The sequence below is a fragment of the Schnuerera sp. xch1 genome, assembly GCF_019931165.1.
Lineage (GTDB): Bacteria > Bacillota > Clostridia > Tissierellales > Tepidimicrobiaceae > JAIOUP01.
Genome location: NZ_JAIOUP010000013.1, coordinates 37986 through 63127, shown reverse-complemented (window position 1 = coordinate 63127; position 25142 = coordinate 37986). Strand labels below are relative to the sequence as shown.

Here is a 25142-nt window from a genome sequence, read left to right as displayed (position 1 = left end):
AATAATGTTAATGAATATAATAGCTGCAGTTTTACTGGATTTTATATTGGGAGACCCTTATTCTTTCCCCCATCCAGTAAAACTAATGGGTAGAATAATATCTTTGGAGGACAAACTAGCAAGGAAAATAGATAAATCAAAACTAGGGCTAAAAATAGCAGGGCTTATTATAGTTATAATGAATATATGTTTTGGTTTTTTTATTTCATATTTTCTATTGAAATTTATAAAACAGTATAAAGTAATTTACAATATAATAAATATTTATTTAATATATACCTGTATAGCTGCAAGATCTTTACACTATGAGGCTATGAAAGTATATCAAGCTTTGGATATAGGAATTAAAGAAGCAAGAACAAGGCTATCATACATAGTAGGACGAGAAACAAAAAACCTTTCAGAAGAGAAAGTAATGATGGCAACTGTGGAGACTGTAGCAGAGAATACATCTGATGGAGTAATAGTACCCTTATTTTTCATTATGCTCTTCGGAGTTCCAGGTGGACTAGCTTATAAATTTATCAATACCATGGATTCAATGTTAGGATATATGAATGAAAAGTACATTGATATTGGATATTTTCCAGCCAAAACAGATGACCTATTTAACTACATTCCAGCTAGAATTACGGGATTACTTATGTCCATAGGTTCTATTGGTAGATTTGATATTAAAAATGGATTTAGGATTATGATTAGAGATAGAAAAAATCATAAAAGTCCAAACGCTGTTTATCCAGAAGCAGCAGTAGCAGGACTTCTAGGCATTCAATTAGGAGGTAATAACTATTACCATGGCAAATTAGTTGAGAAACCAACTATTGGAGATAAACTGGAAAATATAAATAAGAATCATATAAAAAATACTATTGAGATAATGTATCGTAGTCAAGTTCTTATACTGATTATCTATAGTTTTGTGAAACTTAAGATAATTTAATCAAAACAAACTTGAAAATGGTTTTAACTTATGATAGCATGGTAGTGAAAATTGAATATATACTTTAGGTTCCATAAAAGGAATAATAGGGAAATGGGTGAGAATCCCATACAGCCCCCGCTACTGTAAGTGATGATGAAATCAACGTATACCACTGGAGTTAATTCGGGAAGGTGTTGAGAGTAAAATGGTTCACAAGTCAGGAGACCTGCCTAATAGTAGTAAAGATTATGCCACCTTCGGAGGGAAGAGGAGAGCTTGTATTTTTTGTATTTTTACGCAAGAATTATGTCCCTAGCTAGTTGGCTGGGGGTTTTTTTATTCCTTATTTTATAGTCAATAAAATCATATAAGGTAGGTGACAATATGGAACATGGTGGAGATTTATTATCCTATGAAGGTTATTATGATGGTAAATTAGTAGATTATAGCAGCAATATAAACCCATTAGGGTCACCAAAAGGATTAGAAAAAGTAATAATGAATGGCTTTAAGGATTTAGAATCCTATCCAGATGTAAAATATAGAAAGTTAAAGAAGTCTGTAGGAAAATACTTGAACTGTAAAGCTGAAAATACAATTCTAGGGAATGGTGCAGTAGAATTAATAGATAATTTTACTCTTTTAGCCAATAGAGTATTGGTATGCACACCTTCCTTTTCAGAATATGAACAGAGGGCTTTAATCCATGATAAAGAATTAATTAGAATTCCCTATAATGAGGACTTTACAGTAAATTTAAAGGCAATTAAAGATGCAATCCAACAAGGAGATATGCTCATACTAGGAAATCCAAACAATCCAACAGGTCTTCGAATAGAAATGGAAGAGCTAATATTGATATATACTATAGTGAAAAAGTTTGGCGGTTTTCTATTAATAGATGAAGCTTTTTTCGAATTCTGTCCTATAGATTACGATAGTATAGAATTATTCAAACAAACAGATTATAAAAATCTAGGTATTATAAGAGCAGCTACTAAATTCTTTGCCTTACCTGGTATAAGACTAGGCTATGGTTGTACTTCATTGGATATGGTTGAAAAAATAGAAGAAATCCAACTGCCTTGGAATATTAACACATTAGCTGAAATAGCAGGCAGATATATATTCCAATATAAGGAGTATATAAAGGAATCCAAAAGATATATAGATCAGGAAAGAAAATACTTATTAAAGGGATTATCAAATATAAGTGGAATTAAGCCTTACTTTACTAATAGTAATTTTATATTAATTAAGCTGTTGAATTGGAATGAAGAATATATTTTTAACTATTTTCTAAATAGAGGAATTGTTATAAGAAAATGTTCTAGTTTCAAGGGGTTAGATGATAACTTTATTCGAATAGCAATAAAGGATCGAAACGGTAATAACAGATTAATAAAGATATTTAAAGAACTGGAGGAATCAAAATGAGAACATTAATGATAACAGCTCCATCAAGCAATTCAGGGAAAACAATACTGACTACTGGAATAATTAGGGCTATAAAAAATAGAGGACTAGATATAGGAGCTTTTAAAACGGGACCTGATTTTATAGATACAAGATATTTAGGATTAGCCTCTGGGAAAAGAGCAGGGAATCTTGATATGCATCTAATGGGTAAAGAAGGTCTAAGAAGCTCTCTTTCTATGAATAATAGCGAATATGGAATTATTGAAGGAGCAATGGGGTATTTTGATGGAATACATAATACCTATGAGAATTCTAGTTTTCATATGTCAAAGAAACTAAATATTCCATCTGTTTTAGTGTATACACCTAAAGGTGAAATGTTTTCAGCAATTCCTAAGATAAAGGGAATGGTGGATTTTTCAAATGGATTAATTAAAGGGATAATCTTAAACAAAGTAACGGAGCCTATTTATACTATGATGAAGGAGATAATCGAAGAACATATTAATATAGAGGTACTCGGATATGTACCCTATAATGATTCGTTAGAAATAGAAAGTAGGTATCTTGGGCTAATGCAATATGACGAAATATCCAATACGGAAGAACTCATTGATAGAAGTTCAAGACTTATTGAAGAAACCCTAGATATAGATAGAATGATCAATATTATGGAAGAAGTAGAGACTAAACCCTATGAATATCCTATGAGAAGAGATATCAATATTGCTATAGCTTATGATAAAGCCTTTAATTTTTATTATGGTGAGAATTTAAATCTATTTGAAAATATTTGTAATGTAGAATACTTTTCACCTCTTAAAGATAGAACTATCCCAGATAGTGATTTGATTTTCATAGGTGGAGGTTATCCTGAACTTTTTAAAGAAGAACTATCATCAAATAGATCGATGATTAATTCAATAAGAGATAATGCCATGAAGGGGAAGCATATTATAGGAGAAGCTGGTGGTTTTATGTATCTAGTTTCTTCAATAGAAGGCTATCCAATGTGTAATATATTCAATGGACAAGCAAGGATGACAGATAGACTTCAGAGATTTGGATATGCGAATATAGAATTAGCTAAGGATACAATATTTGGAAAAGAAGGTAGCATAATTACAGGAAATGAATATCATAATTCAACAATAGATATAGATGGTACTCCCTTATTTAATATTAGTAAACTAAAGAGTAGTAGAAAGTATCAATGTGGTTATGCATTTAAAAATGTATTAGGCTACTATCAACACATTAATTTCCTTGGGAATATGGAAAGCTTTAATTATTTGTTAAATAAAATAGAAAATTACAGAAAAGAGAGATGAGAATAAATGGAGAATTGCTATAGATTTTATAGAAATACATCTTGTGACTATTTTCCATGTCATAAAGTAAAAAGTGAAGAAGAGTTTAACTGTATGTTTTGCTATTGCCCACTATATTTTTTAGAAGAATGTGGTGGTAATTATGTTTATAATGATAGAATAAAGGACTGTTCAAATTGTTTAATACCACATAGCCCTAATGGATATGACTATATAAACGAAAAGCTAATGACTGAAAACATAAAAAGAAGAAATAAATACAAATAATGAGGAAGGTGAAAATTTATGAAATTATTAAAATATACCTTGAATCAAATTACTAAACCTAATGAAAAGGCAAAAAAACTAGCCAAAGAAAAATGGGACAGGCTAATTAAGCCAATGGGAAGTTTAGGTGCTTTAGAAGAGATTACAATTAAAATCGCAGGTATGACTGGTAAAGTAATCAATAAATTAGATAAAAAGGCAATAGTTGTAATGTGCAGTGACAATGGAGTAGTTGAAGAGGGAGTAAGTTCTGCTCCTCAAATATTTACAAAGGTATTAGCTGAAAATATGACAACAGGAGTAACAGGAGTTGCAACTTTAGGCAAATATACAAATACAGATATAGTAACTGTTGATTTAGGCATAATAGGAGAGATAGATGACTCAAAAGTGATAAACAGAAAAATAGAAAATGGTACGAAGAATTTTGTCAAGGGTCCGGCTATGACCTATGAAGAAGCAGTTAGATCCATTGAAATAGGTATTGAAATTGGAGACAAATTATATAAGGAAGGATATGATATTTTAGGTACTGGGGAAGTTGGCATAGGTAATACTACTACTTCGGCAGCTATTTTGTCTGTACTATCAGGCTTGGATGTGGACATAACCTGTGGAAAAGGAGCAGGTCTGACAGATGAACAACATACCAATAAAAAAAATACAATAAGAAAAGGTATAAAATTGAACAAACCAAATAAAGAAGATTCAATAGATGTAATAGCAAAGGTTGGCGGATTTGATATAGGTGGTATGTGTGGATTAATATTATCAGCAGCTAAGAATAAAAAGCCTGTTGTAATAGACGGGTTTATTTCTGCGGTAGCAGCTCTTTGTGCCCTTAGATTAAATTCATTAGTAAGTGAATATATAATTCCTTCTCATCTATCAGCAGAACCTGGCGCAAAATATGTATTAGATGAATTAAAATTGAAACCAATATTAAATTTAGGTATGAGATTAGGCGAAGGTTCAGGGTGCCCATTAGCTTTCCAAATCATAGAAATCGGAATGTACACCTTAAAAAACATGGGAACCTTTGAAGAAGTTTCGCTAAGTAGTTCACCCTTAGTAGATATAAGAGAAGAATAAAATGTAGAAGCTAAGAACTGCAAACAAAGATAATGTTAGAGAATGGGCATATAATTTTTTATAGCCAATTTCTTTTATGTGGTACTATATAGATAGAATCTAATCTGTAAGAAAAGAGTGATTTTATGATAGATGTAGCTTTATTAGGAACTGGAGGGGGTATGCCTATTCCAAATAGGTTTTTATCTTCTATGTTAATAAGCTATAAAGGAAGGAAGATTTTAGTTGATTGTGGGGAAGGTACTCAAGTCTCTATGAGATTATTAAAATGGGGGTTTAAGTCTATAGATGTAATATTATTAACCCATATACATGGAGACCATATACTAGGGCTACCAGGGTTATTTGCAACAATGGGCAATAGTGGTAGGATTGATCCTATAACCATAATAGGACCCAAAGGCATAAGAAAGTTTTTAGAAGGGTTAATGGTAGCAGTGCCATACTTACCATATAGTGTATATTTAGTTGAAGCTTCTAGTAACTCATTTAGAATCAATTTTACAAAAGAAGGTTTAGATATAGATAAGGCTAATGGATCTTTATACTATGAAGATTTGATAATTTCAACTATAGAATTAGACCATTCATCTTCTTGTATAGGTTATAGCTTCTGTATACCAAGAAGGCCCAAATTCAATCCTAAAAAGGCTAGATCACTGAACATACCTAAGAATCTGTGGAAAAACTTACAAAATGGCCAATCCATAGAATATGAAGGTCAAGTTATTAAGCCTAATACAGTCCTAGGTAACGAGAGAAGAGGCATTAAGTTAAGTTATATTACTGATACTAGACCTATTGATCCCATAGTGAATTTTATTAGAGAAAGTGATTTATTTATTTGTGAAGGAACTTATGGGGATAATGATGATTTGAAAAATGCTATTAAAAATAAGCATATGACATTTGCCGAAGCTGCTGATTTAGCATCAAGAGCCAATGTTAGAGAATTGTGGCTTACTCATTTCAGCACTGCTATGGATAATCCAGAAGGATATATTCACAATGCTACTGATGTATTTCCAAATACTAAAGTTGGATATGATAGGATGATGACCACTTTAAATTATAAAGATGATTATTGATAGGTAAAAACTATTTTTGACATTATATTATAAGAAATTTTTAAATAGAAACACTATTGAAATTATAGAAGGAAAAGCAATAAGAGTAAATGGACGAGTTCCAAGTTTAAGGAATTTGGAAAAGTTGATTGATTAGTACCTCTGTAAACCGACAAATTTTTTACCACAAATAGAGTTTTTTACCTAGTATTATCTCCATATAGAATGGAAGGATAATATTAAATAGATATAATGACAGAGGTTGATAATAGACATGAAGAAAAGATTTTTAGCACCATCAGAAGTTGCAGAGTCAACAATTATTTCAGCAGAGACAAAGGCTAATTTATCTACAACCAGATTATTACTTCTTGGGATAATGGCAGGGATCCATATTGGTTATGGAGCTTTTGCATATATTATAGTTTCTCAATCTTTAGGAAGTATAGATGCTGGTTTAGCTAAATTTTTAGGTGCTTCTGTATTTCCAGTAGGATTAATGTTAGTAATATTTACAGGAAGTGAACTTTTTACTGGAAATAATCTAATGACAATGGCTATAATGGATAAAAAAATAACCATAAAAGGTTTATTTAAAAATTGGTTTTTTGTATACTTAGGTAATTTTATAGGTTCAATACTGCTAGCATATACTATATCTAAGACTCAGTTAGTGAATAAAAATATTTTAGATTTCACACTTAATACAGGATTAGCCAAAACATCCCTTAGCTTTCAAGCCACATTTTTAAGAGGTATACTTTGCAATATATTAGTTGTTCTTGGTGTATGGTCATCTGCAGCTGCACAAGACATAGTCTCAAGAATATTTGCGATATGGTTTCCTATAATGCTATTTGTTGTATCTGGATATGAATACAGTATAGCAAACATGTTTTTTATACCTTTTGCGAAATTTATGGGATTATCTATTACCTGGGTGGATATTTGGATTTCAAATTTAATCCCTGTAACTTTAGGGAATATTCTAGGTGGTGGAATAATAGTACCCATTGTTTACTATATTGCATATATATTGCCAGCACAAAAATAGCTTTCTTTTTTGGTGTTTAACATTAAAAAAGAAAGTTTTTTATTAGTATTAATGAATTTTCTAAATTGTGTTGACAATATTTTGTTTTTAAAGTATTATTGTAGTAAGTGGTACGTACCATTATACGAAAAAGGTGATATATAGATGAAGAAAATAGATAAATCCAATCGAATTCCACTGTACTATCAATTGATGGATATAATTATAGAAATGATTGATGAAGGAAATCTTGAAGAAGACGATCAGCTACCTTCTGAAAGGGAGCTTTGCGAAATATATGATGTAAGCAGGTCTACCGTTAGACAGGCTATACAAGAATTAGAAAAGGAAGGATATATATATAAAGTTCATGGTAAAGGAACTTTTGTATCAAAAGAAAAGTTCAAACAAGATCTATTAGAATTTTATAGTTTTACAGAGGAGATGAAAAAAATTGGCAAAATCCCTTCGTCTAAAGTGTTGGATTTTGATATAGTAGAAGCTAATGATGAAATCGCAAGGAAAATGAAACTAAATCCTAAGGATAAGATATACGTATTTACAAGATTAAGATTAGCTGATGATGAACCTATGATGTTAGAAACATCTTATGTTCCTTATAGAAGGTTTCCTGGAATAACAAAAGAGAATTTAGAACATAATGCAATGTATGATATATTCACAAAAAAATATGCTGCTACTTTTACTGGAGCAGAAGAAATATTTCAAGCAGTGTTGACTAGAGAAGATGAGGCTGATTTATTAGAGTACTTTCCTGGACTTCCTAGTATGATGATAGAGAGAGTAACATATGAGAATGGTTCCATAATTGAATATACTAAGGGAATTGCAAGAGGAGATAGATTTAAGTACCATGTGTATTTAGGGAAATAATTTTTTAAACTAACTGGTAATGACAACATAACAACATTATGTATGTAATTTTTATAATAGGAGTGATTTGATGTTTGGTTTTAGCAAAGAAAAATGGAAAAAGTTAAATGGAGTTTATACAGCAACTGAGATATTTAACCAACCGGACCTTTGGATAGAGACTTTGAAGAATGTTGAACTAAACCAGGAAAAAATAAATAAATTTATGAAAGATAAAATAAAAAAGGGAAACCTTAGAATTATTTTTACAGGTGCTGGTACTTCAGCCTATATAGGGGAAATTATAACTCCTTATTTGAATAGAGAAAGAAAGCTAGATTTTCGAACTATACCTACTACAGATATTGTTTCTAATCCAAAAATGTATTTAAAAAACGATATACCCACAATAATGGTATCCTTTGCTCGTTCTGGGAACAGTCCTGAAAGTATAGCTACTTATAATTTAGCAAATAAATTGGTTGATGATATTAGCCATATATTTATTACTTGTAATAAGGAAGGCAAGTTAGCGAATATATCAGCTAAAGATGAGGACATTTTGCTACTTCTTATGCCAGAAGAATCTAATGATAAAGGATTTGCGATGACCAGTAGTTTTTCTTGTATGACAATAGCAGCCTTACTATTGTTTGATAAGGATAATTATGAAGAAAATAAGAATCAGTTGTTAGATACAGTTAAGATAGGAAAAATAATATTGAGCAATGATTATACAATTCTAGAAAAATTAATTGATGAAAATTATGGTAGAGTAGTTTATTTAGGGTCTGGAACTTTCTATGGTCTAGCAAAAGAAAGTAGTCTAAAGCTATTGGAATTAACTAGAGGACAGATAGTCCCCCATAACGAATCTGTACTTGGGTTTAGACATGGACCTAAATCAATAATAGATGGTAATACCTATATATTTATTTATATTTCTGATGACGATTATACTAAAAAATACGATAGAGACCTAATTAATGAAATACACAATGATGTAGGCGATCATAAATTAATAACTATAGCAAAAGAGTATTCTGAAGACCTAGAAAATATCTCTGATTTTCATATTAGTTTAAATAATGCAGATGGAATAAATAATGATGTATTTATTGGACTATTATATATACTTTATGCACAAATATTTGCATTATTATCTTCAGTGAAATTGGGGATAGAACCTGATAATCCTAGTCCATCTGGAGTAATTAATAGGGTGGTACAGGGAGTTAGGATATATGATTATTAATAATTATAGGGGTTGAGAGAAACAGCTATATATTTTTTTACCAGCATTTTTACAGCTGAAATTATGCTAAGATTTTAGTATTATTTTAGAAGTCTTTAAAAAATGATAATTTTATATTTCGTTAGGAGGGTTAATTTGAAGTATTTAGAATATTATTCAATTATTAAGGAACAGTTAGAAGCTCAATTTGAAGAAGAAGGAAAGAAAATTGAGGAAGCAGCTAAGTATTGTTCTAATTCGATTGTGAAAGATCGTCTAATACATGTTTTTGGTTGTGGGCATTCACAAATGTTTGCAATGGAAGTGTTTTACCGTGCTGGGGGACTTGTACAGGTTAATCCGTTACTTATTCCACATATGGCTTTAACACCTAAGGCTAAACTAAGTACTATACAGGAGAGAATCGAAGGTTTTACGCCATCATACTTAGAATTGGAGAATACTTCTGAAGATGACACTATGATCATAGTGTCAATTTCCGGAAGAAACGCTGGAGTCATAGATATGGCTTTAGCAGCCAAAGAAAAGGGTATGAAAGTAATTGCTTTAACCTCATTAGAATTTACAAATAGTGTTACATCACGTCATAGTTCAAGAAAGCTATTAAAGGATTTAGCTGATGTAACTATAGATATAAAGTGTGTTAGTGGTGACGCATGCTTATCAATTGATGGAATGGATGCACAATTTTGTGGGACTTCAACTGTACTAGGCATGGCAGTTATGGAAGCAATAGTTGCTCAGAGCATTGAAAACTGCGTAAATAATGGATATATTCCACCTGTATATGTAAGTTCGAATTTAGATAAGGGAGATGAAATTAATAAAGGGTATATAGAAAAATATAAAAATAAAATAGGAAGTTTATAAGGGAGGAGAAATAATGTTAAAAATAGTAACGGTGTGTGGTTTAGGTGTTGGTTCTAGTCTCATATTGAAAATGACAGTTGATTCTGTGACAAAAGAATTGGGTATAAAATGCAATATAGAGCATTGGGATATGGGCACTGTAAAGGGAAGAAAAGCAGATTTAATAATAACTACTAGCGAGTTTGAGAAGTCTTTTGAAGGACAGGAAAATGTTATTTTTATCGACAATATTGTAGATAAAAAGGAGATAAAAACTAAGCTAGTACAGTATTTTGACAAATAAATGAATTTTAAGGGGGAATAAAAATGTTAGATTTACTGTTAGGTATTTTAGGTACCCCAGCTATTATACTTGGCCTTGTTGCTATGATTGGTTTATTACTTCAGAAAAAATCTGTTGGACAAGTATTTGCTGGTTCATTGAAAACTGCATTAGGTATGCTTGTATTATCAGCTGGTGCAAGCCTAATTGTTACAGAGATCTTACCATTTGTGAATCTATTTACTCATGTATTTAATTTAAATGGATTTGCAGCATCATCGGAAGCAGTTGTAGGGGCTATGCAAACGACAGTACCTATTATCGCTTCCACAAGCGCGCTAATTATGGCTATTGGATTTTTAGTTAATATAGTACTAGCAAGATTTACGCCTTTAAAATACATCTTTTTGACCGGACATATGATGTGGATTTTATCCGTTGCATTATCTTATAGTCTGTATACACTAGGTTATAATGAGATTACAATTATAGTACTTGGTGCTTTATTACACGGATTGATATTGACCTTGTTACCTGCAATTGCACAGCCTATGGTAAGAAAAATTATTGGCAACGATAGCATTGCAATAGCTCATTTAACAACTCTGGGGACAGTTATTTCAGCACAAATTGGTGGCTTTGTAGGAGATAAATCTAAATCTGCTGAAGATATTAAGCTACCTGAATCATTGGAATTTTTTAAAGATACGTCCATTTCAGTTTCTCTAGTTATGATGATTTTCTATCTAGTTGTTGTAATTGCTGCAGGGGCAGATACTGTAGCTGAATACGCTGGAGAGCAAAATTATATTTTATTTGGACTGTTGAAAGCTATGGGATTTGCAGCTGGTATTTTGATATTACTGCAAGGTGTAAGGATGTTCTTAGGAGAATTAGTGCCTTCATTTAAAGGTATTGCTGATAAACTTGTTCCAGGAGCCATACCTGCATTGGATGTTCCGGCTTTATTTGGGTTTGCTCCAAATTCTCTAATGATTGGATTTATAATGGCTGTTATTGGTATGATAGTAGGCATGTTTGTGAGTTCAGCTGTGTTTGGTTCAACACCCCTTGTATCAATAATTGGAGCTTTTTTCACTGGTGGAGTCGCAGGGATAATGGGCAATGCTACTGGTGGCCGTAGAGGTTCAATTGTATCAGGATTTATATATGGATTCCTTTTGATTTTCCTATCTGGAATGCTTTACACTATGTTTGATTTTGCAGCAGTAGGTGCAGGAGGAGTAGGACATGATTGCATAGATATCATGGTGTTAATGATGCTTTTAAAACAACCATTTATTGGAATACCAATAATAATTGGGGTTTATGCATTATATAGTTACCGAGAAATAAACTACAGTAAGACTAAGAGGTCTTTGTCTTAAAATTGTATATTAGAAGAGGATTTAATGGAGCAATTCAAATAATATAAATTAACAAAATCATATCTTATTGAGGTGAGAATCTTGTTATTAGATTTATTAAATGAAGAAACTGTTAAAATCTATTCAGGGGCAAAGGACTGGGAAGATGCTGGAAGAATTGCAGGACAACCATTACTAGATAATGAGATGGTAGAAGATAGATATATTGATGCAATGATTGACTCTGTTAAGAAGTATGGACCATATATTGTTATAGCTCCTGGAATAGCATTATTTCATGCAAGGCCGGAAGATGGAGTAAAAACTATGTGTATAAGTCTAGCAGTTTTTAAAAAGGGAATAATTTTTAATGCTCAAAAAAATGATCCAGTTAAACTTGTATTTGTGTTAGGGGCTATAGATAGTGAATCTCATTTACAAGTTTTATCTGAAGCCATGTTATTATTGCAAGATAGTAGTGCTGTGAATAGTATTATAGCTTCTAATGATGAAAGTGAAATTATCAGAATAATTAAAAATGTTTTAGCCTAAGTTTTGTTGAATTTAGTGAAAGTTATGAAATAAAATAACCAAAATAAATTTTAATCACGATTTATCATAGCTAAGTATTTTAAAAAGAGAGGTAAGATATAATGGACATTATTTCTACAAAGGAAATGCTTTTAGATGCAAAAAAGAATAAGTATGCAGTTCCAGCATTCAATATACACAATTTAGAAACCTTTCAAGCGGTTTTAGATGGTGCATGGGAGATGAAGTCTCCTGTAATAATAGCCACTACTCCTGGAACTATTGACTATGCTGGATTGGATTATTTAGTGGCCATAGCAAAAACTGGCGCTAAAAGATATAATATACCATTAGCCTTACACTTAGACCATTGTGGTAGTATAGATTTTTTACAAGAGTGCATAATGGCTGGCTATAAATCAGTAATGATAGATGCTTCATTAGAGGGTTATGATGATAATATAAAGATTACTCAAAGGGTGGTTAATTTTGCTAGAGAGTACAATGTATCAGTAGAAGCTGAGCTAGGAAGAGTCGGTGGAGTAGAGGATGATAGAAAAATAAGCGAAAGAGATGTTTTACTTACAGATCCTGATGTTGCATTGGAATTTGTCAAAATAACAGGAGTGGATTCTTTGGCTATAGCCATAGGAACTGCTCATGGAGTATATAAAGATGAACCAAAATTGGATTTTGAGAGATTGGATATTATAAATAATTTAGTTGATGTTCCCCTAGTGTTACACGGAGCTTCAGGAGTACCAGATGAAAGTGTGAAGAAGGCAGTAAAAAAGGGAATTTGTAAGGTTAATATAGCTACTGAATTAAAAATTCCTTTTGGTAATGCAATTAGAAGGTTTTTTGATGAAAACCCCGAAGATAACGATCCGAGACATTATTTAACTCCTGCTAAGAATGTATTAAAAGAAGTTGTAGTAAAGAAAATTCAAGTTTGCGGTAGCGCAAATAGAGCATAAGAATAGTTAGTAAGGGGGATTAAAATGATTTTGACTGTTACATTAAATCCTTCCATCGATAGGAGATATAATATAAATGAATTCCAAAAGGGGAAAATTTTTAGAACTAATGATTTTCAATATACTCCTGGAGGTAAAGGTTTAAATGTATCGAAGGTAGTAAAAGTCTTTGGGGAGCCTGTGGTAGCAACAGGTTTTTTGGGTGGCATGTCTGGAAATTATATAGAAGAAAAATTAGATACTATGAATATTGGTCATAGTTTTGTTTCTATTGATGGAGAGACTAGGAGTTGTATGGCCATACTATCAGACGATGGTAGTCAAACGGAGATATTAGAATCAGGTCCTACTATAGCACAAAAAGATATTGGAAGATTTTATGATTTATATAAAAAACTTATCAAAGATTTTAATATAATTTGTGCCTCAGGAAGTGTTCCAAATGGTGTAAATGTAGATGTCTATAAAGATTTAATTAGTATAGCGAATAGGGAAGGAAAAAAGTTTATACTTGATACCACTGGACAGGCATTAAGGAAAGGTTTGGGAGCCAGTCCATATTTGATAAAACCGAACAAGGAGGAGCTAGAAAACCTTATTGGAGATACTGTTTTTTCAGAAGATGATATAATAAGAGGAGTAAAATTTGTATTAGAAAAAGGTGTTAAAATAGTTGCAGTATCATTGGGCAGTGAAGGTTCATTAATATTTAATGACAATTATATGTATAGAATCAAGGTTCCTACAGTGAAAGCTGTAAATCCAGTAGGCTCAGGAGATTCTATGATAGCAGGATTTGCAGTATCACTAAATAGAAACTATGATTTTGAAAGCATGTTAAAACTAGCATCTGCTTGTGGCACTGCAAATGCTATGGAGAAGGAAACTGGAAAAGTTGATATTGATAATATAAATAAACTCATGAAAGAAACATTTATTGAAAAAATTAGATTATAAGAAAGGGAGCACAACTAGAAGAGTATATTAAAGAACCAATATAGTAGAAATAAGCTACTACGATGGTGCCAGGCACCATCGTAGTAGCTTATTATTTTAACATTTCCTTAAATATTCTTTTAATATCCTAATATATCTATTAGCTTCTCTTAGAACATGATCTGCTAATAATGGTGTCATAATTGCTCTTATTTCACAATCTAGTAAACCTTTAGTGGAATTGGACTTAAATTCTTTAATTTCCTTAGTGGCTTCTAAGTTCTTTTTCGTAACTTTACAGATATCTTCCTTATCGGCTTCCTCGGTTTTTTTCAATAACTTTTCAAAAGTTTTGGCAAAATCATTAGCTGTTTTTATTAGCTGTTCTTCTGCTGGATCTAAGTAACCTCTAATAAATAAGGCATGTTCTTCCATTATATGGTTCCAGAAAATTTCTTTTTCTAAGATATCCTTTTTGGGTTTTGTTTGTTCTTGAAGATCCAAGAGCATTTCTAAATAGAATTTAGCTTCTCTTAGAAGGTGATCTAACATTTCGGGATATATTGATGTTAATAATTTACAGTTCAATACTTGATTCAATATTTCTTCTTTGAATTTTATAATATCTATAAGTAAATTGATAATTCGATTATTTAAATCAAAGACACATCCCTTTAAGCCAGGAGATAAATCAGAGTCCTTATTGGGTTTTAAGCCTAACTGAGCCCGAGTTATATTTTTATTGATACATGCTCCAGATAAAAATTCAACTTTACTTTCAGCAGCTAAAGTATACGGTGTGACGAATTCATTGGAGTCAATTGCCTCCTTACTTATAACTCCTTGAGATAAATCTACGGTTTCTTTTAGTATTTCTTCAAAACTTACTTTTAAGTTATCTGCTTCTAAGATATAATTGCTATCCTTTAGTAGGAAAGCAATTTCCATAAGTATCATATGTTCTTTCATTATTCTTCCGAAGAATAAATTTAATTCTAATGACATTTGAATAAATTCCTTTTGCGATAACACAGAATTCCCCCTTTATAATAAGATTAACTAGTAAAGTGTATTTCTCCATATAGGAATTTATTACAATATTTTTTCTTTAAGATATATCTTGACATTAATAATCTATACTGTTATGATTAGGTTGTACAAATTAATAATTAAGCTCATATATTTCTCATAATAAGGTTGAGGAGTCTCTACAAAATGACCGAAAATCATTTTTCTATGAGTGAAAGTGTACCTAGGGTTCCGAAGATTTATTCTTGTCTGGTCCAAGCGGTACAAATATTGTTTTATGTTGTATATAAATGATATTACACCGAAGGGATAAAAGCCCAGCCGGGTAGGTTTCGCTTTGAGCGCCTACTCGACTGGGCTTATTTGTTTTTTTGTAAATAATATAAATTTATTCATTTTAATAGATAAAAGTCTTTAAGAATAAGTAAGTGCATCTAGGAAAATATAACATCATGGAGGAGGAGTCACAATGGAGAACTTTTTTAATCTTAAGGGAAATAATACAAATGTGAAAACAGAAGTACTTGCAGGAATTACTACTTTTATGACCATGGCTTATATATTAGTTGTAAATCCTATTATTTTAGGAGATGCGGGTATGGAAAGTGGAGGGGTATTTACAGCTACTGCTTTAGCAGCAGTTATTGCTACGGCTGTTATGGCATTATATGCTAAATATCCATTTGCTTTAGCACCAGGAATGGGTTTAAATGCATTCTTTGCTTATACAATAGTATTAGGACCTATGGGAAAATCATGGCAGTTTGCATTAACAGCTGTATTGATTGAAGGTATAATATTCATATTATTATCGGCTGTTAGGGCAAGGGAAGCCATATTCAATGCGATACCTGCAAATTTGAAAAAGGCAGTCTCAGTAGGTATAGGATTATTTATTGCATTTTTAGGTCTTTCTGGGGCAGATATAATAGTTCTAAATGAAGATACTATAGTAGCTCTTGGAGATTTAAAATCAGCAGCATCAATTTTAGCAATTATAGGGTTGATTATCACTGGCATTCTTTTAGTCAAGAATGTTAAAGGGGCATTATTAATAGGTATTATCATAACAACTTTAATCGGTATACCTATGGGAGTTACTATGGTACCGGAAGATTTTAGCATAATATCATTACCTCCATCCTTAGAGGATGTAGCATTTAAATTTGTTGGCTTTGATGAGGTACTTTCTTTTGATATGTTAGTCGCAGTTGTTACCTTCTTATTTGTTGATATATTTGATACTGTAGGGACTTTAGTAGGAGTATCATCAAAAGCTGGTATGTTGGATAAGGAAGGGAAACTTCCAAGGGCGAGTAAAGCTCTAATGGCTGATGCCGTAGGAACAGTAGCGGGAGCATGTCTTGGAACCAGTACAACTACTACTTTTGTAGAATCTGCTTCAGGTGTAGCTGAAGGTGGCAGAACAGGACTTACATCATTGACTACAGCTGGTATGTTCGCTTTAGCTCTATTGTTTGCACCAGTATTCACCATGGTACCGTCAGCTGCTACAGCACCAACCTTGGTATTAGTTGGATTGTTTATGATGAGTTCAATCAAAGACATAGATTTTGATGACTACACAGAGGCAATACCAGCATTTTTGACAATAGTTATGATGCCATTTGCATATAGTATTGCAGAAGGTATAGTATTTGGTATGGTATCCTATGTAGTATTAAAGCTTTTAAGTGGGAAAGGCAAAGAAGTATCAACAGTTATGTATGTATTATCACTATTATTTATAGCTAGAGTTATATTGATGTAAAAAATAAGGAGAGATTTTATGAAGCTAATATATCAAGGGAAGACAAAAGATGTTTATGAATTAAAGAATGGAAATTATCAGCTTAAATTTAAAGATGATGTAACTGGGGAAGATGGAATTTTTGATCCAGGAGCTAATTCAATTGGGCTATCCATTGAAGGAGTTGGAAAAGCTGGACTTAAACTTACTAAATATTTCTTTGAGAAGTTAAATAGAATAGGTATTCCAACCCACTATATAGAATCTAGTATAGAAGATAATACGATGACAGTTTTGCCTGCAAAACACTTTGGTAAAGGTGTAGAAGTTATCTGTAGATACAGAGCTGTTGGAAGCTTCATACGCAGATATGGTCTATATGTTAAAGAGGGACAACTTTTGGATGCATATGTTGAGGTAACGTTAAAGGATGATAAAAGAAAGGATCCTTTGATTACAGACGAAGGATTGGAAATGTTAAATATAATGACTAAAAAAGAATACAAAATATTAGTAGAACTTACTAGGAAAATTGGGCAGGTAATAAAGGATGAATTAGCAATAAAAGGATTGGAATTATACGACATCAAATTTGAGTTTGGAAGGATTGGTAATGATAATCATATTGCACTTATAGATGAAGTTTCTGGCGGGAATATGAGAGTTTATAAGAATGGCGAATATATAGAACCTATTCTATTGGAGAAGATGATATTGGAAAGATAAATTAAATATAGTTTAACAGCTCGTATAAGTCCCATAATAGGGGTGGGACGTTTCTACAAAATGACCGTAAATCATTTAACTATGAGCGAAAGTGTACCTAGGGTTCCGAAGACTTATTCTTGTCTGGTCCGAGCGGTACGGATACTATTTTTGGTATTACACCGAAGGGATAAAAGCCCAGTCGGGTAGGTTTCGCTTGCCTACCCGACTGGGCTTTTATTATAAGGAGGTTAAAAAATGAAGAGGATAATTATTGAAAAGAAAAGGAATGTGAATGTTGAGGCTAAGAATTTGTTGAAGGAGTTTAGAAATTATCTAGGTATAAAGGGGTTGGAGGATGTAAGAGTATTAAACGTGTATGAGGTAATTGGTGGAAGTGATGAAGAATTAGATAGAATTACTGAAGATTTACTATATGAAGAGCCTCTAGATATCGTTTATGAAGATGTACCTCCTATGGAAAAGGATGAGAAAGCATTTAGAGTAGAGACTAATAGGGGGCAGTATAATCAGCGAGAGGATTCTGCTATAAATATTGTTTCTAAATATTTAGGTTTTGAAGGAGTTGATATTAAGCATTCAAAGCTTATAATTCTTAAGAATATATCGTATGAAGGTTTTGAAAAGGTTAAATCCTATTATATAAATCCCACAGAATCAAAAGAAATTCCATTAGATTACTTTTCATATGAAAGGGAAGTAGAAGCAGAAGGTACTGTTGAAGTAATTAATCGATTTACAGAGATGACTGAAAGTGAAGTAGATAATGTAAGGGAAACATTCGACCTTGCTATGGATATGGAAGATATTCTATATTGTCAAAAATATTTTAGTGAAGAGGATAGGGATCCAACGGTAGCAGAATTAAAGATAATAGATACCTATTGGTCAGATCACTGTAGACATACAACCTTTATGACTGAAATTACTGATATTGATATTGAAGAAGGTAAGTACAAGAAAGTATTTGAAAGAGCTATAAGGGAATATCTGCTATCTAGAGAATATGTATATAAAAAGGAAAGAGCAATCTCATTGATGGACTTGGCAACCATCAATATGAAGGAGACCGAGAAGAAAGGGCTTTTGAATGATAAGGAGGAATCGGAAGAGGCAAATGCTGCTTCCATAGAAGTAGATGTGGATGTAGATGGAAAAAATGAAAAATGGCTTTTAATGTTCAAAAATGAAACCCATAATCATCCTACTGAGATAGAACCTTTTGGAGGAGCTGCTACTTGTTTAGGAGGAGGAATTAGAGATCCGCTATCAGGGAGAGCCTATGTATATCAGGCAATGAGAATTACAGGTTCAGGTAATCCAAATCAACAATATGAAGAGACTTTGCCAGGGAAACTCCCACAAAGAAGGATTACTCAAACTGCTATGGAAGGCTATAGCTCTTATGGATATCAAATAGGTAGTGCTTCAGGATATATTAATGAATTCTATGATGAAGGATTTATTGCCAAAAGAATGGAATTAGGAGCATTGGTTGCTGCAGCTCCAAAAGATTGGGTTATTAGAGAAACACCAGAACCAACGGATTTAGTATTATTGATAGGTGGTAGAACTGGAAGAGATGGTATAGGAGCAGCAGTAGGCTCATCAAAGGAACAAAAAGACGATGCTTTACAGACTGCAGGGGCAGAAGTACAAAAGGGAAATCCATCTGTTGAAAGAAAAATAGTAAGGCTATTTAGAAATCCGGAAGCAACAAAATTAATAAAGAAATGTAACGATTTTGGAGCAGGTGGAGTAGCAGTTGCTGTTGGGGAATTGGCTGATGGTCTAAATATAGACTTGGACAAAGTGATATTAAAATACCCTGGACTTAAAGGATGGGAAATAGCAATATCAGAATCCCAGGAGAGAATGGCGGTAGTAATATCTAAAGATAACTTGGATAAGTTCATGAAATTAGTAGAAAAAGAGGACTTGGAAGGAACGGTAATAGCAGAAGTTACAGATAAGAATAGAATTCATATGGTATGGAAAGGAAATGTAATAACAGATATTAAGAGAGAATTCTTAAATACAAATGGAATTAGAAAGAAGACCAAGGTAAAACTATTGGAACCAGAAGATGAAGTCTATTTAGCAGAAAATCCAAGTCATATTAAGGAAGAAAGTTTAAGAGAAGATTTTATAAAGAATATATCTCAGCTCAATACAGCATCACAAAAGGGATTAATAGAAAGATTCGACAACACAGTAGGTTCAGGAACAGTATTGATGCAACTAGGTGGTAAATATCAGCTTACTCCTCAGGAAGGTATGGTTGCAAAACTACCGGTACTAGATGGGAATACCAAGACATGTTCTATAATGACCTGTGGATACGATCCAAAATTAGCAAAATGGAGTACTTTTCATGGTGGATATTATGCAGTAATTGAATCGGTAGCGAAAGTTGTAGCGCTAGGTGGGGACTTTAGAAAGATAAGGCTTACATTCCAGGAATATTTTGAAAAGCTAGGTATCGATCCTTCAAAATGGGGCAAACCATTTGCATCATTATTAGGCGCATTTCTAGTACAAAAAAATTTGGATATACCTAGTATTGGTGGGAAAGACAGCATGAGCGGAAGTTTTGAAGATATAAATGTACCACCATCATTATTTAGTTTTGCTGTAGTTACTGAAGATGTAGACAATATAGTATCAAAGGAATTTAAAAAGATAGGTTCAAAAGTTGTGGTAGTAAATTTAAATATAGATGAGAATGGCTTAATAGATTTTGAAGAATTGAAGAAGAACTACTTGAAAATCAAGGAATTAATAGATAATGAAAAAGTATTGTCAAGTTCCACTATTAAATTTGGAGGAATTGGAAGAAGTATAGTTGAGATGTCATTTGGAAACAGGATAGGATTTAAATTCAATGCTGAAATTATTGACAGATTATATAAGCCATTATATGGCTCAATTATATTGGAAATAAAGGAAGAAGAAGACTTAAAAACTTTGCTTAAGGATATAGATTATACATTAGTTGGAACAACCATGGAAGATGAACAAATAGAAATCAGCGATGAGATTATATTATTAGATGAGTTAATTGAAGAATGGGAAAGACCATTAAAGGAAATATTCCCTGTAGAAGAAGACGATGTGAAAGTGACAGATATTTCATATGATAAAGGGGAAAAAATAAAGAGAATAAAAAATGTAGTAAAAGTAAAGGTTCTTATTCCAGTATTTACAGGCACTCATGGAGAATACGATATGGCATTAAGGTTCAAAAAAGCTGGAGCAAAGGTAGAAACTTTTGTGTTCAACTCATTATCCGAGGATTCAATAAAACAATCCTACATGGAATTAGCTAAAAAGATCAGTCAGTGTCAAATATTAGGATTGGCAAATGGGTATCTTCTTGGAAATGAACCTGAAACCGGAGGAAAACTATTAAAGATAATATTCAATAACCCTATACTAAAAGATGCTATAAATGAACACTTAAGGATACAAGATGGATTGGTACTTGGTATAGGAAGTGGATTTCATGCATTGTTAAAATTAGGGCTTATAGAAAATGGAAAGATATCAGGTATAAATGAAAGTTCACCTTATGTATCCTATAACACATCAGGACAATTTATGTCTACCATTGTAGATATAAAGGTGGTATCAAATTTATCACCTTGGATGAGTGGAATGAGTGTGGGAGATATCTATTCTGCTCCAATAGCTACAAATGAAGGAAGAGTGTTAGTAGGTGGTAAGGATTTAATAAAAGCAGGACAGATTGCAACTCAATTTGTAGGTCATAATCCAACAGGCTCAGATTTAGCAATAGAGTCATTGACAAGTTCTGATGGAAGAGTGTTAGGAACTGTAACATCTATAGATAGAATCGAGAAAGATATATACAAAAATATTGATATAAAAGGGACTCATAATATATTCGAATCTGGAGTCAAATATTTTGGTTAGGAGGATTTAGAATGAAGGTCAGTATTGTTATGGGAAGTATATCTGACAAGGAAATAGGCGATAAGGTTACAAAAATATTGGACAAATTTGGAGTAGAGTATGAATTAAGAGTTATTTCAGCTCATAGAACTCCTCATATTGCTGTGGAGTTTGCAGAAAAAGTAGAGGAAAATGGAATAGAGGCAATAGTTGCAATAGCAGGGAAGGCTGCTCATTTGGCTGGAATAATAGCTGGAATTACTCCTATTCCTGTAATAGGTATTCCAGTTAAATCTTCAACTATGGATGGTCTAGATTCTCTATTATCTGTAGTACAGATGCCAAAAGGAGTACCTGTAGCAACAGTTGCTATCAATGGAGGAGAAAATGGAGGATTGTTGGCAGTTCAAATCCTTTCATTGAAATATCCGGAATTAAGACAGAAGTTTAAAGAGTATAAGAAGAAAATGTCTGAAGAAGTTATTAAAATGGATAAAGAAATCCAGTCATAGTGAGGAGGCTGTGCCTTGAGTGGTGTAGTAGGTATATATAGCAGAAATAGAAATGATGTATCCCAAATAGCATACTATGGGCTATATGCACTTCAACACAGAGGTCAGGTAAGCTCTGGTATTGCAGTGAACAACAATGGTTTCGTAGACTATTTTAAGGATTTAGGTTTGGTCAATGAGGTTTTTTCTAAGGAGTCAATGGAAAGATTAATAGGCAATATTGGAATTGGTCATGTTAGATATGCGTCTCAACATGAAGAAAGGAATTTAAACAATGCTCAGCCTTTAGTTGTGGGATATAAAAGAGGAGCATTAGCATTATCTCTTGATGGAAGCATAGTGAACTCTACAAAGTTGAGAGATGAATTAGAAGATAAAGGTAGTATCTTTCAAACGGATTTAGATGCTGAAGTAATTGCCAACTTAATAGCTAGATATCATAAGGATAATATTGAAGACGCTGTTATAAAAGCGACATCTATTATTGATGGTTCCTATGGTATGGTTCTTATGACACCAGAAAAATTAATTGGTGCGAGGGACCCCTATGGATTAAAACCATTATCATTAGGAAGACTTGGGGATGATTATATATTGGCTTCAGAAACATGTGCTTTTGATACCATAGGTGCAGATTTTGTAAGAGATGTAGAACCCGGAGAAATAGTTACTATAGATGAAAAAGGAATTAACACAATATTATACAAACCTATGAAGAGAAATCATTGTCTATTTGAACTGATATATTTCGCAAGGCCAGATAGTTATATCAACGGTAGGAGTATCTATAAGAGTAGGATTGAAGCAGGAAGACAATTATACAGGGAATGTATTACAGAAGCTGATATGGTAATAGGAGCCCCAGATTCAGGTATAGTGGCAGCTATAGGATACGCAGAAGAATCGAATATTCCATATGAAGAAGGGATAATAAAGAATAGATATGTAGGAAGAACTTTTATTCAACCGACTCAAGAATTAAGGGAACAGGGAGTAAGGATAAAATTGAATGCTTTAAAGGAGAATATCAATGGGAAAAGAGTAATATTGGTTGATGATTCTATAGTTAGAGGAACCACAATAAAAAGGACTGTGGCAATGTTAAAAAAAGCAGGAGCTAAAGAAGTTCATGTAAGAATAAGTTCTCCACCAGTGATCAATTCATGTCATTTAGGAATGGATACGCCAACGGAAGAAAATTTGATAGCTGCTAATATGACTGTTGAAAGGATAAGAGAAGAAATCGGCGCGAATTCATTATATTATTTATCATTAGATGGATTGATCAGAGCAGCAGGACAGGAGGGTGGATTTTGCAAGGGATGTTTTACAGGGGAATATGCGGTGAGATGTCCGTCCCATTTTACCAAATCAAAGGAAAGAGGTGCATAAAATGTCTCTAACATATAAGGATGCAGGAGTTAATAAGGAAGCTGGTTATAAAGAAGTTCAGCTTATAAAGAGATTAATAAATAAGACCTATATACCTGGTGTTTTATCGGATATAGGTGGATTTTCTGGCTTGTTTCAGTTGAATAATAATGAATTTAAGGAGCCTGTATTGGTATCTGGTACAGATGGAGTTGGAACAAAAGTGAAGATTGCCTTTATGATGGACAAACATGATACTATAGGCCAAGATTGTGTTGCAATGTGTGCTAACGATATTCTGTGTCAGGGAGCTAAACCATTGTTCTTTTTGGACTATATAGCAACAGAAAAATTAGTACCTAAAAAGATGGCAAGTATAGTAGAAGGAGTTTCCAATGGGTGTATAAAGGCTGGTTGTGCTCTTATAGGTGGGGAAACTGCAGAGATGCCAGGATTTTATAAAGAAGGCGAATATGATATAGCAGGATTTTGCGTAGGAATAGTTGATAAAAATAATATTATTACAGGTTCTACAATTGAAGAAGGGGATGTGGTATTAGGATTGCCTTCAAATGGGATCCATAGCAATGGATACTCCTTAGTTAGAAAAATAGTATTTGAAGAGAAAAACATGACTGTAGGCACATATATTCCAGAACTCAAAAATACTATAGGAGAAGAATTGTTAAAGCCTACAAGAATTTATACTAATCCAGTATATGACCTAGTCCAGAAATTCAACATAAAGGGAATAAGCCATATAACAGGTGGAGGATTTTATGAAAATATTCCTAGAATGCTGCCAGAAGGATTAACAGCATATGTAGATACTTCAATTATAGAGACTCCAGAGATTTTCAATCTATTACAACAATGGGGAAGCATTGATTCGGATGAAATGTACGGAACATTTAATATGGGAGTAGGCATGATTTTAGTAGTTAATAAAGAGGAATTAGAGTATATTAAGATGTATCTAGAAGAAAGAGAAGAGTGTTACTATGAATTAGGCCATATTGAAAAGGGAAACAAAGGAGTAGTACTATGATAAGAATAGGAGTATTGATTTCTGGAAATGGAACGAATTTGCAAGCCATCATTGATGGGATCAATCAAGGAGTTATAGATGGAAATATAGAATTAATCATATCCAACAATGAGAACGCTTATGGTTTAACAAGAGGCAAGGAAGCTGGAATTGAATCCATATATTTAAATCCAAAGGAATCTAGAGAAGATGTATATTACAGTCAAAAATTGATAGAGGAATTCAATAAGAGACATGTGGATTTGATAGTATTGGCAGGTTTTACAAAGATACTCTCAAAGGAATTTATTGAAACATATAAAAATAGGATAATTAATATTCATCCATCTTTAATACCTAGCTTTTGTGGTAAAGGATTTTATGGAGAAAAGGTGCATAAAGCAGTATTGGACTATGGAGTTAAGTACACAGGTGCTACGGTGCATTTTGTTGATGAAGGAGCGGATACTGGGCCAATTATTTTGCAGGAAATTGTAGCAGTTGATAAGGATGATACTGTGGATACATTGAAGCAAAAGGTGTTTAAAATAGAGCATCAGCTTTTAGTGAAAGCTATCAGGTTGTACTGTGAAAATAGATTGACGAT

The 25142-nt window shown here is 32.6% G+C and carries 22 protein-coding genes, 1 pseudogene and 3 riboswitches; of the genes and pseudogenes, 22 read left to right on the top strand and 1 reads right to left on the bottom strand.

All coding sequences use genetic code 11. The annotated features are described in order from the left end of the window. The first annotated feature begins 4 nt into the window (after positions 1–4). From cbiB to pfkB, 15 genes are all read left to right on the top strand, one after another. Positions 5–943, top strand: a complete 939-nt coding sequence (gene cbiB, locus K8M07_RS09730) for an adenosylcobinamide-phosphate synthase CbiB (RefSeq protein ID WP_223378290.1) — start codon at positions 5–7, stop codon at positions 941–943. Between the two features lie 49 nt (positions 944–992). Further along, positions 993–1174, top strand: a riboswitch (cobalamin riboswitch). 135 nt (positions 1175–1309) lie between these two features. Next, complete coding sequence (locus tag K8M07_RS09725) at positions 1310–2362, top strand: pyridoxal phosphate-dependent aminotransferase (RefSeq protein WP_223378281.1); 1053 nt, start codon at positions 1310–1312, stop codon at positions 2360–2362. Then, on the top strand, positions 2359–3675 hold the full coding sequence (locus K8M07_RS09720; protein WP_223378279.1) for a cobyrinate a,c-diamide synthase: 1317 nt from the start codon (positions 2359–2361) through the stop codon (positions 3673–3675). Before K8M07_RS09725 ends, K8M07_RS09720 begins: the two co-directional genes overlap by 4 nt. 6 nt (positions 3676–3681) lie before the next feature. Beyond that, entirely contained in the window at positions 3682–3942 is a 261-nt protein-coding gene (locus K8M07_RS09715; protein WP_223378277.1) for a cysteine-rich small domain-containing protein, read from the top strand. 18 nt (positions 3943–3960) lie between these two features. Next, complete coding sequence (gene cobT / locus K8M07_RS09710) at positions 3961–5034, top strand: nicotinate-nucleotide--dimethylbenzimidazole phosphoribosyltransferase (protein ID WP_223378275.1); 1074 nt, start codon at positions 3961–3963, stop codon at positions 5032–5034. Positions 5035–5159: 125 nt separating this feature from the next. Further along, on the top strand, positions 5160–6122 hold the full coding sequence (locus K8M07_RS09705) for a ribonuclease Z (protein WP_223378273.1): 963 nt from the start codon (positions 5160–5162) through the stop codon (positions 6120–6122). A gap of 253 nt (positions 6123–6375) precedes the next feature. Further along, on the top strand, positions 6376–7155 hold the full coding sequence (locus K8M07_RS09700; protein ID WP_223378271.1) for a formate/nitrite transporter family protein: 780 nt from the start codon (positions 6376–6378) through the stop codon (positions 7153–7155). 144 nt (positions 7156–7299) lie between these two features. Next, positions 7300–8028, top strand: a complete 729-nt coding sequence (locus K8M07_RS09695; protein WP_223378269.1) for a GntR family transcriptional regulator — start codon at positions 7300–7302, stop codon at positions 8026–8028. A 70-nt stretch (positions 8029–8098) separates the two neighbouring features. After that, the gene (locus K8M07_RS09690; protein WP_223378267.1) at positions 8099–9262 is read left to right on the top strand and encodes an SIS domain-containing protein; all 1164 of its coding nucleotides are present in this window, start codon (positions 8099–8101) and stop codon (positions 9260–9262) included. A gap of 135 nt (positions 9263–9397) precedes the next feature. Then, positions 9398–10132, top strand: a complete 735-nt coding sequence (locus K8M07_RS09685; RefSeq protein WP_223378265.1) for a sugar isomerase domain-containing protein — start codon at positions 9398–9400, stop codon at positions 10130–10132. A 13-nt stretch (positions 10133–10145) separates the two neighbouring features. Further along, positions 10146–10415 carry a PTS sugar transporter subunit IIB gene (locus tag K8M07_RS09680; RefSeq protein ID WP_223378263.1) on the top strand — a complete coding sequence of 90 codons (270 nt, stop codon included), beginning with the start codon at positions 10146–10148 and terminating at the stop codon, positions 10413–10415. Positions 10416–10438: 23 nt separating this feature from the next. After that, a complete protein-coding gene (locus K8M07_RS09675; protein WP_223378261.1) occupies positions 10439–11782 on the top strand; it encodes a PTS ascorbate transporter subunit IIC in 1344 nt (447 codons plus the stop codon). 81 nt (positions 11783–11863) lie between these two features. Then, positions 11864–12313, top strand: a complete 450-nt coding sequence (locus tag K8M07_RS09670) for a PTS sugar transporter subunit IIA (RefSeq protein ID WP_223378259.1) — start codon at positions 11864–11866, stop codon at positions 12311–12313. 101 nt (positions 12314–12414) lie between these two features. Next, positions 12415–13269, top strand: a complete 855-nt coding sequence (gene fba, locus K8M07_RS09665) for a class II fructose-1,6-bisphosphate aldolase (RefSeq protein WP_223378257.1) — start codon at positions 12415–12417, stop codon at positions 13267–13269. A gap of 24 nt (positions 13270–13293) precedes the next feature. Next, positions 13294–14226 carry a 1-phosphofructokinase gene (gene pfkB, locus K8M07_RS09660; protein WP_223378255.1) on the top strand — a complete coding sequence of 311 codons (933 nt, stop codon included), beginning with the start codon at positions 13294–13296 and terminating at the stop codon, positions 14224–14226. A gap of 96 nt (positions 14227–14322) precedes the next feature. On the opposite strand, the gene K8M07_RS09655 is transcribed toward pfkB, so the two are convergent. Beyond that, positions 14323–15237: a DUF2935 domain-containing protein gene (locus tag K8M07_RS09655; protein ID WP_223378253.1), complete on the bottom strand. Its 915-nt coding sequence runs from the start codon at positions 15235–15237 to the stop codon at positions 14323–14325. 123 nt (positions 15238–15360) lie between these two features. Beyond that, positions 15361–15462: riboswitch (purine riboswitch) on the top strand. A gap of 241 nt (positions 15463–15703) precedes the next feature. Between K8M07_RS09655 and K8M07_RS09650 the strand changes: the two genes are divergently transcribed. The 7 genes and pseudogenes from K8M07_RS09650 to purN all read left to right on the top strand — a co-directional run. Next, the gene (locus K8M07_RS09650) at positions 15704–17005 is read left to right on the top strand and encodes an NCS2 family permease (protein ID WP_223378251.1); all 1302 of its coding nucleotides are present in this window, start codon (positions 15704–15706) and stop codon (positions 17003–17005) included. 18 nt (positions 17006–17023) lie between these two features. Beyond that, positions 17024–17710, top strand: a complete 687-nt coding sequence (locus tag K8M07_RS09645; RefSeq protein WP_223378249.1) for a phosphoribosylaminoimidazolesuccinocarboxamide synthase — start codon at positions 17024–17026, stop codon at positions 17708–17710. Then, a riboswitch (purine riboswitch) is annotated at positions 17711–17812 on the top strand. Positions 17813–17947: 135 nt separating this feature from the next. Continuing rightward, a complete protein-coding gene (locus K8M07_RS09640; protein ID WP_223378247.1) occupies positions 17948–21646 on the top strand; it encodes a phosphoribosylformylglycinamidine synthase in 3699 nt (1232 codons plus the stop codon). Positions 21647–21657: 11 nt separating this feature from the next. After that, positions 21658–22137 (top strand): 5-(carboxyamino)imidazole ribonucleotide mutase, encoded by a 480-nt coding sequence (gene purE, locus K8M07_RS09635; RefSeq protein WP_223378245.1) that lies wholly within the window; start codon positions 21658–21660, stop codon positions 22135–22137. A 15-nt stretch (positions 22138–22152) separates the two neighbouring features. Beyond that, positions 22153–23529 (top strand): amidophosphoribosyltransferase, encoded by a 1377-nt coding sequence (gene purF, locus K8M07_RS09630; RefSeq protein ID WP_223378243.1) that lies wholly within the window; start codon positions 22153–22155, stop codon positions 23527–23529. Between the two features lies 1 nt (position 23530). Continuing rightward, positions 23531–24556: a phosphoribosylformylglycinamidine cyclo-ligase gene (gene purM / locus K8M07_RS09625; RefSeq protein ID WP_223378241.1), complete on the top strand. Its 1026-nt coding sequence runs from the start codon at positions 23531–23533 to the stop codon at positions 24554–24556. Further along, a pseudogene (gene purN / locus K8M07_RS12865) lies at positions 24553–25131 on the top strand (phosphoribosylglycinamide formyltransferase); the annotation flags it as partial. The gene purM and the pseudogene purN, both read left to right, overlap by 4 nt. Positions 25132–25142: the final 11 nt, after the last annotated feature.

Bases quoted from the DNA above. Each gene is read 5' to 3' on its own strand.
- cbiB (WP_223378290.1), top strand. From the start codon at position 5: ATGTTAATGAATATAATAGCTGCAGTTTTACTGGATTTTATATTGGGA.
- K8M07_RS09725 (WP_223378281.1), top strand. From the start codon at position 1,310: ATGGAACATGGTGGAGATTTATTATCCTATGAAGGTTATTATGATGGT.
- K8M07_RS09720 (WP_223378279.1), top strand. From the start codon at position 2,359: ATGAGAACATTAATGATAACAGCTCCATCAAGCAATTCAGGGAAAACA.
- K8M07_RS09715 (WP_223378277.1), top strand. From the start codon at position 3,682: ATGGAGAATTGCTATAGATTTTATAGAAATACATCTTGTGACTATTTT.
- cobT (WP_223378275.1), top strand. From the start codon at position 3,961: ATGAAATTATTAAAATATACCTTGAATCAAATTACTAAACCTAATGAA.
- K8M07_RS09705 (WP_223378273.1), top strand. From the start codon at position 5,160: ATGATAGATGTAGCTTTATTAGGAACTGGAGGGGGTATGCCTATTCCA.
- K8M07_RS09700 (WP_223378271.1), top strand. From the start codon at position 6,376: ATGAAGAAAAGATTTTTAGCACCATCAGAAGTTGCAGAGTCAACAATT.
- K8M07_RS09695 (WP_223378269.1), top strand. From the start codon at position 7,300: ATGAAGAAAATAGATAAATCCAATCGAATTCCACTGTACTATCAATTG.
- K8M07_RS09690 (WP_223378267.1), top strand. From the start codon at position 8,099: ATGTTTGGTTTTAGCAAAGAAAAATGGAAAAAGTTAAATGGAGTTTAT.
- K8M07_RS09680 (WP_223378263.1), top strand. From the start codon at position 10,146: ATGTTAAAAATAGTAACGGTGTGTGGTTTAGGTGTTGGTTCTAGTCTC.
- K8M07_RS09675 (WP_223378261.1), top strand. From the start codon at position 10,439: ATGTTAGATTTACTGTTAGGTATTTTAGGTACCCCAGCTATTATACTT.
- fba (WP_223378257.1), top strand. From the start codon at position 12,415: ATGGACATTATTTCTACAAAGGAAATGCTTTTAGATGCAAAAAAGAAT.
- pfkB (WP_223378255.1), top strand. From the start codon at position 13,294: ATGATTTTGACTGTTACATTAAATCCTTCCATCGATAGGAGATATAAT.
- K8M07_RS09650 (WP_223378251.1), top strand. From the start codon at position 15,704: ATGGAGAACTTTTTTAATCTTAAGGGAAATAATACAAATGTGAAAACA.
- K8M07_RS09645 (WP_223378249.1), top strand. From the start codon at position 17,024: ATGAAGCTAATATATCAAGGGAAGACAAAAGATGTTTATGAATTAAAG.
- K8M07_RS09640 (WP_223378247.1), top strand. From the start codon at position 17,948: ATGAAGAGGATAATTATTGAAAAGAAAAGGAATGTGAATGTTGAGGCT.
- purE (WP_223378245.1), top strand. From the start codon at position 21,658: ATGAAGGTCAGTATTGTTATGGGAAGTATATCTGACAAGGAAATAGGC.
- purM (WP_223378241.1), top strand. From the start codon at position 23,531: ATGTCTCTAACATATAAGGATGCAGGAGTTAATAAGGAAGCTGGTTAT.